This is a genomic window from Psychrobacter sp. H29 (genome assembly GCF_059073055.1).
This window is the reverse complement of sequence record NZ_JCACRY010000001.1, coordinates 1655068-1669776: the sequence shown is the minus strand read 5'-3', so window position 1 is coordinate 1669776 and position 14709 is coordinate 1655068. Positions and strand designations below refer to the sequence as shown.

The following is a 14709-nucleotide window of genomic DNA, read 5'->3' as shown; positions in this document are numbered from 1 at the left end:
AATTAGCTGATTATCAACTACGTCATGAAGGCGACTATCACTAAGTTATGGGCAGGCAGTGATTAAAAAGCGAGACTACATTGAACGTAGGCTAAGCCTGAACTTAAACCCACGTAAAACTAAATAGCGCCTAGTAAGAAAAAACCGGACTACCCTGAGTAATCCGGTCTTTGTTAGAACCAAGCTTTTGAAAATATCTTTATAGTTTAGCAGCAGCGTTAGCCACAGCTTGTCTACGCTCTTGCTCCTTGATACGTTCAAACTTACGCTTCTCTTCTAGAGCCATTTGCTCTTCATCGAACACATCATAAGCTTCAACGATTTGTTGTACCAACTGATGGCGTACCACGTCTTTTGAGTCAAACTTAGTGATATGAATCTCTTCGATATCTTTTAAGATATCCATTGCCTGTGCGAGACCTGACTTATGACCGCGGGGCAAATCGACCTGAGTGATATCACCAGTAATTACCGCACGTGAGCCAAAGCCTAAACGCGTCAAAAACATTTTCATTTGCTCAGGTGTGGTGTTCTGTGCTTCATCCAAAATGACAAATGAGTTGTTGAGCGTACGACCACGCATATAAGCAAGCGGTGCGATCTCGATAATTTGACGCTCGATCATTTTACCGACTTTCTCAAACCCTATCATCTCATAAAGCGCGTCATATAATGGACGCAAGTATGGATCAATCTTTTGCGTTAGATCCCCTGGCAAGAAGCCCAATTTTTCGCCTGCTTCTACGGCTGGGCGTACGAGTAAGATACGCTCAATCTCGTTGCGCTCAATCATATCTACCGCGCAAGCGACCGCAAGATAGGTCTTACCAGTACCAGCAGGTCCGATACCGAACGAGACATCAGAGCTCAAGACATTTTTTACATAGCGCTGCTGGTTGCCACCGCGCGGAATGATACGACCTTTACGTGTGCGCAAGCTAATAGGCGTAAACTCACTGGCTTCATCTAAGTCGTCTTCATCTTCGATATCGTCATCTTCCTCATTGTCCATATCTTCATCGCGTGAGATACTCGATTGGATCATTAAGTGTAGCTCTTCTGCGCTGATATCTTTGGTATTTTGAGCCTCATCTACCATCTTGTAGATGATACGTTCACCGCGCTCAACAGCGGTCACATCGCCACTCAGGCAGAAATCACCTTGGCGCTGCATGATTTTGATATCGAGGCGTTCTTGAATATATTTCATGTGGTTGTTGTATTCACCTAACACGGTTTTTAGCTGTGCTGGCGTTAGAAATTCAAACTTTATACGGCGGCTCATGGTATCAGTCAAGCGATTATCCTTGTATTGTGTGCCCGACGCTATAGTCTAGTATTGCATGCGTCATGGACTTCAGAGATAAAATAGTTAGTAGCGTTACTATGTTTTAAATCATAAGTGTTTTAAATGATAAGTGTTTCAAATGATAAGTAGTTTCTAAATGAAAAAGGGTTTTTAGATAATAAGGGTAACGGTCATTTTGTTATTGGTATTGTGAAAAATAATAAATAAAAGTCTTGTCTTCATTATGGTAGAGAATTTTCAAAATTCAAGCCATATATTGGATAGATAACGTCGTTTTTGTATGTAGATTGCAATATCAGTACAGGCGACCTTTATCGACTGTTTTTAGGTCAAATCAAAATATAGGTTGACCTGAGTTTTTTGTATTCTACTGACCTTGTTTTGTAGTTATAGACCTTGTCCTTGAGTAGAGTAGATATACGATTTGTCTACGGTTTAGCTCGCAGCATGATAAGGAATTTGTGGTAATCTATGAACGATATCTCAGCGCTTTACCATTGAGATAAAACGATAGCAATGAAGCCAAAGTAACTGAGCTGAAACTAAAGCAGCTAAGCTAAAGAGTATAGTCAGATGATAAAGGCTACAAATTAAAGGCAGTGGCAATCGAGTACAAAGCGGCTATCAATCGCTGTGGATATCAAGAACTGACCGCAGGCATGCTCAAAAATTATAATAGGAATAACTACGATGCAAGAGACTGATTCACATTTATCTAATTCCAAATATGACTCTAACAATAAAAAGGCAATCACCGATCAGCAAGTACTTATCGTTGGTGGCGGTCACGTGGGCTTGTCCTTTGCCTTGCTATTAGCGAATCACGGTATCGCTAGCACCTTATTGGAAAAAAACCGTTATCCAACCATCAGTCCAACCGATGACCGTACACGCAGTCACTATCTGGACAGTCGCAATACAGCGCTGTCGCGGCGCACAGTACAGATCTATCAAGAGATCGGACTGTGGGATGACCTGCAAAGCCATGCGTGCCGTATTGATAGCGTGCAGATTAGTGAGCAAGGCAGTTTTGGACGCGCACAGCTTAATAAAGCCGAAGAAAAAGTCGAGTCTTTTGGACAAGTGATTGAGAACGCGTGGCTCGGGCGCAAGCTCTTATTAGCCGCGCAGCAGTCACCACTCGTGACCTTGATTGATAATGCCAGTGTCAATGCAGTGACCCAACAAGCGGACGGTGTAACGCTAAGTTTTAGTGATGAAAGCAATGCGGAACACGAGCGACAGCTACAAGCCAGCGTGTTGGTCGCTTGTGATGGACGCGATTCTACGGTACGTCCACTATTGAATATTGGCACCACGACCTATGACTATCAGCAAACGGCTATCGTTGGCGTGGTAGAGACCGATAAGCCGCACGAGCATGTAGCAATTGAGCGTTTTAGCCCAGCGGGTCCATTAGCTGTGCTGCCATTGACGGATCCAGAGGGCTCAGGCAATGATGACTATCAACACGGCTATAGACGATCTGTGGTTTGGGTCTGTCCAACAGGCGAAGAAACCAAATATTTAGAAGACGATGCGCATTTCTTGCAGACGTTACAGCAAGCATTTGGGCAGCGCGCGGGCACGTTTGTCGCTGCTGGTCGCCGCGGCGCGTATCCACTGTCACGTGTATTGGCAGACAAGCAGGTCGAGGGTCGTTGCGTTATCATGGGTAATGCCGCTCATACTTTGCATCCTGTCGCGGGTCAAGGGTTCAATTTGTGTATGCGCGACGCCCATGTATTGGCGCAAATGATGAGCTCACAAGTGCTCAAAGGCGACGATATCGGTAATTCACAATTATTAAAGCGTTATGAGAAAGCACGTCAAACCGATCAAAAGCGGGTGATTCGTTTTTGTGATGCCGTGGTACATGGCTTTACCCATCCCAATCCAGCCATTAAGCTGGCGCGTAATATGGCGCTATTAGCCTTTGATAAATTACCAAATATTAAGCCATTGGTGGCAACCTACGCGATGGGTCTAAAGTCATAGCGCTATAGTTAATCCTCTTTAAAAGAGTGACAGCGTTAACCTCGCTTGAAGTATTGCCTATACATCTGCACTCGGTTGCCTTGTCTCTCTTTTAAACTGAATCAACTATATGTAATTGAGATTGATAATAAGCATTCTAATATTGAGCAATATTGAGAAACACTTTATGAAAAACAATCGTACGCTGATTATCGGTAGCGGTATCGTTGGCGCGACGCTCGCGCTAAAGCTGGCACAAGGTAAAATGCCAGTGACATTGGTTGATGCCTGTCCTGCCCGTGACGAGTCAGCGTGGCAAGCGGTGCTGAGCAAACGTGACGCGCGTGTCTATGCGCTCAGTCTGGCGAGTATTAACTTGCTCACGGAGGTTGGCGCGTGGCAACACATTGCCGCATCTCAGCGCAAAGCGGATTACTCACAGATGCAGGTCTGGCAGTTGAACGGCATGGGCGAGTTATTGTTTGGCGACAGTCGTGATCAAAACGCTGCGCCTGAGATACTCGGTAGTATGGTTGAGCCTGCCGTCATTGAGCACGCCTTATGGCAGCGATTGCATGAAGAGGATGTCAGCGAGTATCTGACGGTTATCGCTGGGCACAAAGTAGTCAATATGGACTGGCTAGGTGCTCAGCAAGGTTACCGTGTGACGCTAGATGATGAGACAACGATTGATGCGCGTCTATTGGTCGGTGCTGATGGTCGCGGCTCATTTGTCCGCAAGCAAGCAGGGATTGGGGTCGATACGCTTGATTATAATCAAACGGCGATTTGCTGTGCGATTCAGACCGAAAAGCCGCATCAAGCGACTGCTCGTCAAGCTATGTTGCCGACTGGCACGCTAGCGCTATTGCCGTTAGCGGATATCACTGAGACTGATAAAGCAAACCCGCAACATTGGCAGTCAATCGTCTGGACCTTGCCGCGCAATCAGGCATTGGCATTGATAGAAGAAGAGGATCGCTTTATCGCGGACAAACTTGCGGTTGCGAGCCATTACGAGCTGGGCGCTATCCATCAGATTGAGTCCATTGCTAGTTTTCCTTTAGCAGCACAGCAAGCAAAAAGCTACGTCGCTGATAACTTAGTACTCATCGGCGATGCGGCTCATGGCGTACATCCGCTGGCAGGTCAAGGACTGAACCTCGGTATGCTTGATGTAAAAGTGTTGTGTGAGCAGTTGATGCATGACTTTACCCGTAGTGGCGGCACGCTGTGGGGCAGCAATCAAACACTGCGTCATTATGAGCGTTCGCGCCGTCCGCATAACAGCCTGATGATGCACAGCTTCTCTGCACTCAACTGGTTGTTTGCAGGGTCGCTTGCCCAAGCGCGTCCCGTGCAGCAAATCCGTAATGAAGGCATGTACCGCGTCGGCAAAATCAAGCCACTGATGCGCTTGTTTGCGAAGCAGGCGAGTGGGGTTTAGGGTTTTGGCTTAGGGATGAATAAAGCATGAGTATTAAATTACCGACATTAGCAACGGGTTTGATAAGTGTATTGATACTGACAGGTTGTCAGACGCCGTTAAAAAGCACGGCGCTCAATCAAAGTATTGAAGAGCCGCCTATTACGTTAGTACCAAATACTCCGGATTCAGATGGGGATGGCGTACTTGATGATATAGATGAATGTCCTGCTACACCTTGGAAGGTGATAATAGATGAAGCAGGTTGTCCTATTGCAGGTATTGGAGTAGGTCTAAAAATGGAGTATCGCGCATTTTTTGATAAAGACAGTAGTGAGTTGTTGCCAAAGTATCAAGCCAAGCTTGATAGAGTAGCAGAGCAGATGAATAAGTACGATACCGCTACTATGAAAATTGAAGCTCATATTTCGGAAGATGAAATGGGACAGGTATTAAGTGCTTTACCCAAAAATAGAGCTATGATAGTCAAAAACTACCTCATTTTAAAACACGACATCGAGCCTAGTCGTTTGAGTACTTTTGACTGTGGTATCAGAGCGCCTATTTCATCAGCTGACACCACAGAGGGAAAATCCATGAATCGTCGAGTTTATGGACTAGCGACAGAGCCCGAAGATGGAGTGGTTTATCATAATCAAAATGACTCAAAATCAGATATATGTATTGAGTTTTAAATCATAGTCAGTTATCAAAAGCTATACCGACCCAAGCGCCGAAAAAAATACCATCAGTACGGGCGAGATAATATTAATCAAGAAGCCAAAACTGATCGCCAGTGGTACAACCTTTAGACCACCTGACTGCTGAATAATAGGCAAGGTAAAGTCTAAGCTGGTTGCACCGCCGAGACCTACCGCAGCAGAAGGGTATTTGCGCATAAATACAGGAATAAATAATAAGGCAAAAAACTCACGTACCAAATCATTAAATAGCGCGACACTGCCCCACACCGCACCATAAGCATCGGTCATCACGATTGCTGATAGCGAATACCAACCAAACCCTGATGCCATTGCCAAGCCTTTCGTCCACGACACATCTGTGAATAGTAAGGCAAACACAAGCCCACCAACTAACACCGATAGCGTAAAGATAATGCTCATCTCAACACCGCGCTTATTGAGCATGACTTCTTTTAAAGTAATGCCTGAGCCTTTGAGACCGATGCCTACGAGCAAAATCAGAATCATCAGCATGACCGTCATAGAGTTTTCAGGCGGCATATAATCAGCAGGTAAGAAAAAGCCAATCACCATCCCAATCACCACGCAGACGACCTGTAATAGGCTGCCCCGAATACTGACACGATGTTCTTTGGATTTGACGCTTGGTTTTTTGGCCTGCCACGGTCGTACATGGTCAAACACCATCAGTGCGAACAGCCCCGTACCAATTGTGAGTATTGATAGAACAGTAACATATAGCGCAATTTCGCCAACTTGACTGCCTAAGCCTTCTACCTGCGACAGCTCAATACCGATCAGTGCCAAGATGAGATAGACCAAATAAGACAAGCCCATATCGGCAAGTCTGGTCAGAGTTGGGTTGGCAGGAATGGCAAAGCCAATAAACATTGGCATCAATACCAAAACGAGGGTAATCAAGCTTTGCATTGTAGGGAACTCGCAGCATTTTTAACAGGGTGTTTTTGACAAGCTTGCGATTGTACCATAACACCGAAATAATGCTGAAAATACATCCCTAAAATCATATTGACCATACCTTTCAGTATGGTCGTTTAGACTGTCTTAATCGATTTCTACTAGCATGTGACTCTTTTCAGGCAGACAGTGTTTAGGCAAGCAATGCTCTGGCAGGCTGGTATCGCTTTTGAGAGGCTGCTTGGATCCCGCAAAATAACTGAATTGATCATAAGCTGGATCATGTTGTGGTTCCACAACGCTAGTAAGAGGAGTAGTCGCTAGGTTTGGATAGTCCTGTCTGTAATGACCACCGCGACTCTCAAAGCGCTGATAGGCAGACTGGATAATTAAGGTTGCTAATGTGAGTTGTCTTTCTAATTGAAAGTATAACAACGCATTGGCAGTAGTAGGGCTGTTTGCGTTATTTGCGCCAAGCTGGCTTAGCTTTGATTTTGTACGCCAATGTTGCCAGTTTTGTATTTGTTGCATCGCTTGCTCTAATTGCTCGGCGCTGCGAGTGATACCCATATTAGCAGTCATCAGCGTTTTTAATGCTGCGGTTATGGTTGCAATATCAGTGTCAATGTCAATGTCAGTGTCAATATCAGGGGTGAGCGATTCATGGGTAAGCTCATAGTGATATGCTGATGATACAGATGCCGGCAGCATCACAGACTGCGTATCGGTAAGTACTGGCGCTGCCCATGCACTAAGGTATGATTGTGTTAACTCATCACATGATGCGCGATCGAACGCAGCCATTTTTCTTAAGTCTTCTAGGTTCTGCAAGTTGTCTAAACGCTCTAGATAATGCGGTAGGTTGGCTGCGATATTACGGCCAACCACCACACACTCTAGTAGGGAGTTGCTTGCCAAACGGTTGGCACCATGCAGTCCTGTATAAGCCACCTCACCAGCCGCATAAAGTCCTGGCAAATCCGTTAACCCATCGGCATCAGTCACCACACCGCCACAGCTATAATGTGCCGTTGGCGCAACTGGGATAGGGTCGGTAGTCATATCGATACCATGTGCCAGCAGGGTCTTATAGATCTGCGGGAAATGCGCTTTTACGAAGTCTGCGGGCAAGTGACTGACATCAAGATGTACATAACCAAGTCCATTGCTATCAATCTGCGTGGCTATCGCGCGAGCAACGATGTCTCGCGGTGCTAACTCCGCCCGTGCGTCTATATCCAGCATAAAACGCACGCCTGTTTGTGGACAGTATAGTCGTCCACCTTCGCCTCGTAGCGCCTCAGATATCAAAAAGCTACTGTCACCCAGGGCTAATCCAGTTGGATGAAACTGGATGAACTCCAAATTCGCCAAACGGCAGCCCGCTTGCCACGCCATCATCACGCCATCGCCGACACAGACATTGGGTGCGCTTGCTCGCTTAAACAGTTGACCTAATCCGCCGCTGGCTAGTACGACTGTACGACTTTGAAAGGTAAGTTGACGCGCCTGTTTATGATCGAATACAAGTGCGCCTTGGCAATGTTTGGCACCATAGCCACCGAGGTATTGAGTATCAGCTATAGGCGATGTGAGTAACTCTAAAGCCTCGTGATAAGGCAATATAGTAATATTAGGCGCAGACTGTGCTTTTAGGATCAAGGTGTCCATCACATGCCTGCCAGTCGCATCATCTGCATGGGCGACGCGTCTACAGCCATGCCCGCCTTCTTTTGTTAAATGCAACTCGCTGGTCTGTAACTGAGAGAAGTCCTGTACGCTTGTATGATCTAAGGCTTTAGATGAGTTCTGAGTAAAAGGCACGCCTTGCGCGCATAGCCACTGAACCGCCTGCTGTCCAGCACCCAAAATGCTGGCAGTATTGTCAGTCGTGCATAGTCCTGCACCAGCCACTAGGGTATCGGCGATATGGTCACTGACAGAGTCATCTTTGTCTAAGCTAGCGGCAATACCACCTTGGGCATAGTGACTTGAGCAAACCTCAAGTGCTGCTTTACTCAAAACGGTAACATGCAGTGATGTAGGTAGGGATAGTGCAGTGCTCAAACCTGCCAATCCAGCACCAATAACAAGGACGTCAGTTTTTATAATCGTGTTCATATTACTGTTACTCCCATTATTATCAGGTTTAATAGTGCTGGCATGGTTGGCTGAGTGCTGCTTATTCATATTATGCTGCTCCAACATTAGCGAACAGTGTACGGTCTTTGACAATATCGCCACTGGCAGCGACGTTTTGTTTTTGTGCTTCAGCAAAATCAAGCATACGCTGCAAAGGTTTTTTGGCGGCAACTGCCAGCTCAGGTGTCATCAACACCTCACCGCTGTTATTTGTTAAGCATTGCTCGATACCTTTTAGACCATTCATCGCCATCCAAGGACAAAACGCACAGCTCTTACAGCTGGCGCTCTCACCAGCAGTAGGCGCTGCCAAAAAGCGTTTGTTTGGTGAGCGTTTTTGCATTTCATGCAATATGCCTAAGTCAGTGGCAACGATAAAGGTATCAGCGTCCATCTCGTAAGTTGACTTTAACAACTTACTGGTCGAGCCTACCACATCAGCGAGTGCAACCACGCTATCAGGTGACTCAGGATGTACCAGTACTTTGGCCTCTGGATGCTCTGCTTTTAATTGCTCAAGCTCGGTAGCTTTAAATTCATTGTGTACAAGGCAAGAACCTTGCCACAGCAACATATCTGCACCCGTCTCACGAGCGATGTATTTGCCCAAATGCCGGTCAGGTCCCCAAATGATGGGCTCACCTTGCGCATGCAGATGGCGGATAATTTCGATACCGACAGAGGAGGTTACTACCCAGTCAGCTCTTGCTTTCACCGCGGCACTGGTATTGGCATAGACAACGACCGTACGCTCAGGATGCGCGTCACAAAATGCCGAAAACTCATCAGCAGGACAGCCCAAATCTAGCGAGCATTCCGCCTCTAGATCTGGCATAAGTACCGTTTTTTCCATACTTAATATCTTTGCCGATTCGCCCATAAAGCGCACTCCAGCGACCACGAGCGTTTGGGCACTATGGGCCTGACCAAAACGCGCCATCTCGAGCGAGTCACCAACACAGCCGCCTGTTGCGAGCGCCAAGTCTTGGATAAAAGGATCAACATAATAATGCGCTACCAGTACGGCGTTATGTTCCTTTAATAGTTTTTTGATGTTCTCTTCAATCACGATGCGCTCAGAACGCGGCAAGTCAGCTAGCATTTTTGCCTTGGCATAGTCGATATTCATTTGAGTAGCGATACGGTTGTCGGTACTCATAATGGGTGCGTCGTAAGGATAAATTTTCATAATGGCGACCTCTATTGGTACGATAATGATAAATGTATGTGTCAAAAATTCAGATAATTCATGATTAAAAATGATTGAATTAACTTAATTATGCTCATTTTGAGCATAATTACAAGTGTTTTTTGTATACGGACGGATATACATCAGCTGACTAAGCGCTCCTAACTCATGTATTTTTGATAATTTTTGCCAAACGGTATTGATGCGATATGTTTACAACGGCGGTATATGATAGTGTCAGTTTCACGCTATAATATTCTGGATCCGCGTTATACTGAGGCATAAGAGGTTCTTATTATTGGTAGTCTGTTCGCCACAGTTCAAAAAGAAGGTAGTCCTAAACATTATGACGTTGTCTTATTCACATGCGCATCAGCAGGGTAGCGGCACAACAGAAGTTGTCGCCGTGTTGGTTGCTATTACTGATCATATCGCTCGAGTCCTGACCGTTGATCAAGGCAAGCTATTGCCAAACGGCCCTCTTATGCCGCTACACCGCTCATTACAGGCAGGCGTACGTCAGTGGGTGGAAGAGCAGACACAGCAGCCGCTTGGGTATTTAGAGCAGCTATATACCTTTGTCGATACCAATAGACGTAATATCGACGGCCATGCACTTGTCTATGTCAGCTATTTAGGTCTGGTACAAGAGACACAGACGCAAGAGCTGCAAAGCCAAGCGTTATGGCGAGACTGGTATGATTATTTCCCGTGGGAGAATCACCTAGACGGTATACCAAGTATCATCATGGATTTTATTGTGCCTGTGCTTTTGGAATGGGCAAATACCGCTGAAGACTCAAATGTTCGAGAGCGTAGACGTCAGCGTATTGGACTATGCTGGGGACTAAGCGAGTCGTTTTTGGCAGATGGTGAGTTGACGAATATCAAAGCAGTAAATGATGACGCTCATGAGCAGCGAGAGTGGATTGCAGAGCATGTGCTGCTACGTTACGAGATGCTCTACGAGGTAGGTCTAATACCCGAAGCACCCAATTACCCACCCAATTATCAAGCAGTTGTGCTGCCAGAGGATTGGTCAAAGCGTATCGGTGTGCCCATGTACTATGATCATCGCCGTGTCATCGCCACTGCAATCTCCAGACTGCGTGCTAAGATTGAATACCGACCACTTATTTTTGGTTTAATGCCAGATGTATTTACCTTATCGCAATTACAGCAGAGCGTTGAGGCTTTATCAGGTATGCGTTTGCATAAGCAAAATTTCCGTCGACTGCTAGATTCACAGAACTTAGTGATGGAGACTGGGGAGAGCAGTAGCGCTCAGCGTGGTCGCCCTGCCAAACTATATTGCTTCCGCCACGATATCGAACTACAGAGTTTATTGATGGATAGTAAACTTCCCAAGCGTAAATAGCTTAGAGCATACGCTCAATTTAAAAGGTGTTCAATTTCACTCTGAAAATTTTTGATGAACCGATAAGTTTGTCACATATCCTTGCCAGTTGATCAGCTTTGCGTTATATTTATGCTCATTTTGAGTTTAAATGCTTAGCAGTTTCCATTACTATTATGGCTATATGAGGGTCAAAAATGACAATTGAAAAAGAACCAGCATTAGATGAAGTATTGCTCACGCCATTGGTCAAAGATGCTTTGACTGAGGATCTAGGGAGACGCGGCGATGTCACGTCACAAGCGACTATTCCAGCTGATATGAAAGCGAAGCTACAGATCAAAGCGCGGCAGGCAGGGGTGATATGTGGTATGGATTTGGCTCGCTTGTCATTTGCAGCAGTCGATATGCAGATTGAGTTTGTGGCACACGTCCATGATGGCGAAACCGTCGCCGCTGGTACTGTACTAGCAACGGTACGCGGTAATGCGCGTCATTTGCTCACCGCTGAGCGTACGGCATTGAACTTTATGACGCACCTTAGTGGTATTGCAACAGCGACCCGTCAGATTGTCGATAGCGTGGCACAATATCCGGCGCAGATTACTTGTACACGCAAGACCATTCCAGGTCTACGTATCGTCCAAAAGTACGCCGTGCGCTGCGGCGGTGGACGCAATCATCGCCTAGGGTTGGATGATGCTATTTTAATCAAGGACAATCATATCGCTATTGCAGGCGATATCAAAACTGCCATTCAACAGGCACAAGACTTTGCTGGGCATCTGATTCCCATTGAAGTTGAAGTAGACACATTAGAGCAGTTAGAGCAGGCGTTAGATGCCGGTGTGAGCTTGGTGCTACTAGACAATATGTCGCCTGAAACGCTATCGCAAGCAGTGGATATGTGTCAAGGACGTGCAAAGACTGAAGCATCGGGTGGTATTACGCCTGAGACTGTAGAGGCAGCCGCAAGTACAGGCGTAGACTTTATTGCGATGGGTTATCTGACACACAGTACTACGGCTTTGGATATTGGTTTGGATTTTAGCGCATAATATAAACGCTTAGCGAATTGTAGGAGATAGATTGTCTACTAGTGATATCGCTCTGTAGATACAAGCTGTTTAATAACATAAAGCAAGCGTGTAATCGAGCAAAGTTAATGATTTAATTCGCTTATCTGCCTATGTTACAATGCCGTTTATATCTGCCTATTGGTCATCGTTGCACTCGCACGATGGCCTTATCTTTTTGCACAAGTGGTATCAATAGACAAGCGAGCGCTCAGTGAATACTGAAATTATCAAGATAATCCTAGCTTTTATGGTGTTGATCAATCCATTTAGCGCATTGACGTTATTTTTGGATTTGACTCGTGGCTATTCGATGAACAACCGCCGCAAAGTTGCGCGTGTTGCTTGTTTGACCATTTTTATCACCATCAGCTTTTTTACGCTTGCAGGTGAGACCTTACTAAAAACCCTTGGTATTTCTATCGGCTCGTTCCAATTGGCGGGCGGCATATTGGTGTTTTTGATTGCCCTAAATATGATGAACGGAGAGGGTAACCCTGTAAAGCCTGATCAAGAAAACTTCGATGTGGATCATGTGAAAGATGCGCCTGTTTCTATGGCAGCTGCCGTGGTACCTCTCGCCATTCCAATGATGATCGGGCCTGGTGGTATCTCTACGGTTATTATTTACTCTTCACAAGTCTCAGGCGTGTTGCAGGTGTCTGCCATATTGATCGCGGGTCTGTTTATCAGTTTGTTTTGCTATTTGGCACTGATGGCAGCAGGTCGTATCAGCCGCTTGTTGGGTGATACCGGTCTAAATATTATGAGCCGAATCATGGGCATGCTACTGGCGGCTGTTTCTATCGAAATTATCGTTAATGGCCTGCGTACCTTGTTTCCTGCTTTAATGTAGGCTATCGATTTTATCTCTGATAGAAATTATGTTTCTAGCAACTACAACTCTAGCAACCATAATTCTAGTATCTAAAATCTTAACCACAAAAAACCCCAATAATTAAATTAAGAGGCCGTGCCAGATACAAATAACGACCTCTTAATCTAACACTCTATATCTAATGGCTAGCCTGTCTTTAGCTCTGGTATAAATGCCAAGCCAAATACAGCATCAGCAGTCCTACCAACGCATCGAGTATATTCCACGCTTTTGGCTTCGCAAATAGAGGTCTCAGCAAACGTGCGCCATAACCAAGTGCAAAGAAGAAAAAGAACGACGCACTAACCGCCCCTGCGGCAAAAGTCATCTTGCTACTTGCACCTGTTGAAACCATCCCAACGAGCACCAATGTATCTAAGTAGACATGGGGATTTAGCCAAGTGAAACCAAAGCATAAAAGTAGTGCTTTTTTTAAGCTGGTCACCACTTGACCATCGACTGTCATTGCATGCGATCGTTTAACACTGGCATATAAGCTCTGTAAGCCGTAAACGAGCAAAAATAGCGCGCCTGCCAGTCTGGCTATATCGACAGCATGTGGATAGCGAGCCGTTACCGCACCAAACCCAGCGACGCCTGCTGAGATCAGTAGCGCATCACTAATGGCGCAGAACAGGCAGATAAAAAAGATATGTTCACGTTTAATGCCTTGCTTGAGTACAAACGCATTTTGAGAGCCAATTGCCAAGATAAGTGATAGGCCGAGTAAAAAGCCAGAAATATAATCGGGAGCATTCATAATAATAAGGTGCTTAGCGTTTAGAGCATCGGTGCAGAGAGTAAGAATGTTGACACTTTGCGTACTGGCAGGTGAGCAAAAACCTGTTAAGATACGCTATTGAATGAAGGTATGCAATACAGGCACAATAGGCATGTATTAGATGAGGGGCAGAGCGCGTCATGGTAGTCAGTTTGACAAGAATGCTAAAGACATTTGGGCAAGCTCAAGATGATTTGCCAACGCTCGCTGCTAAAAATGTGCAGCAGTCAGGAGCCAGTCATCATATAGAGAGTGTCAATCATACTAGCGATGAGTATAATAATAACGGTACTCCATTAAACCCCGAACGTACTGCAAGCCATGAACGTACCGCGCTGTCACCGCCTGAGCGGGTAGATCGTATATGTCAAGCTTTAGCGCAAGTCAGCGATATTCACTCAGCAACGCCTTTGACTGATCGGTATTTAGCCAATCACGCTCAAATGCGCCCAACCAACAGACCGCCTTTTGACCCAGATACTTTGTGGTATCTCAAACATGGACGTTGTCCGATTATGACTGAGCTTATTGACGTGGTCGATGAGGCCACCCTAAATGCCATGCCTATAGAAGCCGTTGCGATACTAGACCGTATCAATGGTAAGCTAAAGCGCTATCGCGAGTGGAGTAGCGAGCTGAACGAACAACAGCAGCAGCAACATAATGAGCGCCAGTTCGTCATCGACAAGCTCGTATCCGAAAGTATCCCCGAAGCGCTATACCATTATGAGCAGCTACAACGATTTAGCCCGCACCGCACCAAGAACAACATGGCACAAGGTAAAATGACTGCTGGTGATATGCTGACCGATTTGTTTTTAGAAATCGATTATGAGCTTGATGAGCTGTTAGATGAGCTGCATCAAACGGTGTTGAATCGTCTTGCATCGACACATCGTTACGTCAAGAGCCGTACGCAAAGCTATACGCAAAGCTAATGGTTTTCTCTTGTG

General features: G+C 45.7%; 12 protein-coding genes. 7 read left to right on the top strand and 5 right to left on the bottom strand.

The genetic code is table 11. From position 1 onward, the window contains the following. Nucleotides 1-199 precede the first annotated feature (199 nt). Complete coding sequence (locus tag AC5JP1_RS06540; protein ID WP_493844445.1) at nt 200-1285, bottom strand: PhoH family protein; 1086 nt, start codon at nt 1283-1285, stop codon at nt 200-202. 714 nt (nt 1286-1999) lie between these two features. Here AC5JP1_RS06540 and AC5JP1_RS06535 point away from each other — a divergent pair. From AC5JP1_RS06535 to AC5JP1_RS06525, 3 genes are all read left to right on the top strand, one after another. After that, nucleotides 2000-3307: a UbiH/UbiF/VisC/COQ6 family ubiquinone biosynthesis hydroxylase gene (locus AC5JP1_RS06535; protein ID WP_493843576.1), complete on the top strand. Its 1308-nt coding sequence runs from the start codon at nt 2000-2002 to the stop codon at nt 3305-3307. A gap of 166 nt (nt 3308-3473) precedes the next feature. Then, on the top strand, nt 3474-4733 hold the full coding sequence (locus AC5JP1_RS06530; RefSeq protein ID WP_493843575.1) for an FAD-dependent monooxygenase: 1260 nt from the start codon (nt 3474-3476) through the stop codon (nt 4731-4733). Between the two features lie 26 nt (nt 4734-4759). Continuing rightward, on the top strand, nt 4760-5407 hold the full coding sequence (locus tag AC5JP1_RS06525; protein WP_493843574.1) for an OmpA family protein: 648 nt from the start codon (nt 4760-4762) through the stop codon (nt 5405-5407). 21 nt (nt 5408-5428) lie between these two features. On the opposite strand, the gene AC5JP1_RS06520 is transcribed toward AC5JP1_RS06525, so the two are convergent. From AC5JP1_RS06520 to nadA, 3 genes are all read right to left on the bottom strand, one after another. Further along, nucleotides 5429-6346: a LysO family transporter gene (locus AC5JP1_RS06520; protein WP_493843573.1), complete on the bottom strand. Its 918-nt coding sequence runs from the start codon at nt 6344-6346 to the stop codon at nt 5429-5431. 135 nt (nt 6347-6481) lie between these two features. Further along, complete coding sequence (gene nadB, locus AC5JP1_RS06515; RefSeq protein WP_493843572.1) at nt 6482-8524, bottom strand: L-aspartate oxidase; 2043 nt, start codon at nt 8522-8524, stop codon at nt 6482-6484. Between the two features lies 1 nt (nt 8525). Beyond that, nucleotides 8526-9665 carry a quinolinate synthase NadA gene (gene nadA / locus AC5JP1_RS06510; protein ID WP_493843571.1) on the bottom strand — a complete coding sequence of 380 codons (1140 nt, stop codon included), beginning with the start codon at nt 9663-9665 and terminating at the stop codon, nt 8526-8528. Between the two features lie 346 nt (nt 9666-10011). On the opposite strand from nadA, the gene AC5JP1_RS06505 reads away from it, so the two are divergent. The 3 genes from AC5JP1_RS06505 to AC5JP1_RS06495 all read left to right on the top strand — a co-directional run bounded on the left by AC5JP1_RS06505 (nt 10012) and on the right by AC5JP1_RS06495 (nt 12954). Continuing rightward, the gene (locus AC5JP1_RS06505; protein WP_493843570.1) at nt 10012-11043 is read left to right on the top strand and encodes an NUDIX hydrolase; all 1032 of its coding nucleotides are present in this window, start codon (nt 10012-10014) and stop codon (nt 11041-11043) included. A 176-nt stretch (nt 11044-11219) separates the two neighbouring features. Further along, nucleotides 11220-12080, top strand: coding sequence for a carboxylating nicotinate-nucleotide diphosphorylase (gene nadC / locus AC5JP1_RS06500; protein WP_493843569.1), 861 nt, complete (start codon nt 11220-11222; stop codon nt 12078-12080). Between the two features lie 232 nt (nt 12081-12312). Then, a complete protein-coding gene (locus AC5JP1_RS06495; RefSeq protein ID WP_319049933.1) occupies nt 12313-12954 on the top strand; it encodes a MarC family protein in 642 nt (213 codons plus the stop codon). A gap of 178 nt (nt 12955-13132) precedes the next feature. On the opposite strand, the gene AC5JP1_RS06490 is transcribed toward AC5JP1_RS06495, so the two are convergent. Then, nucleotides 13133-13735: a LysE/ArgO family amino acid transporter gene (locus AC5JP1_RS06490; RefSeq protein ID WP_319049934.1), complete on the bottom strand. Its 603-nt coding sequence runs from the start codon at nt 13733-13735 to the stop codon at nt 13133-13135. Between the two features lie 182 nt (nt 13736-13917). Between AC5JP1_RS06490 and AC5JP1_RS06485 the strand changes: the two genes are divergently transcribed. Beyond that, a complete protein-coding gene (locus AC5JP1_RS06485; protein ID WP_493844444.1) occupies nt 13918-14694 on the top strand; it encodes a hypothetical protein in 777 nt (258 codons plus the stop codon). Nucleotides 14695-14709: the final 15 nt, after the last annotated feature.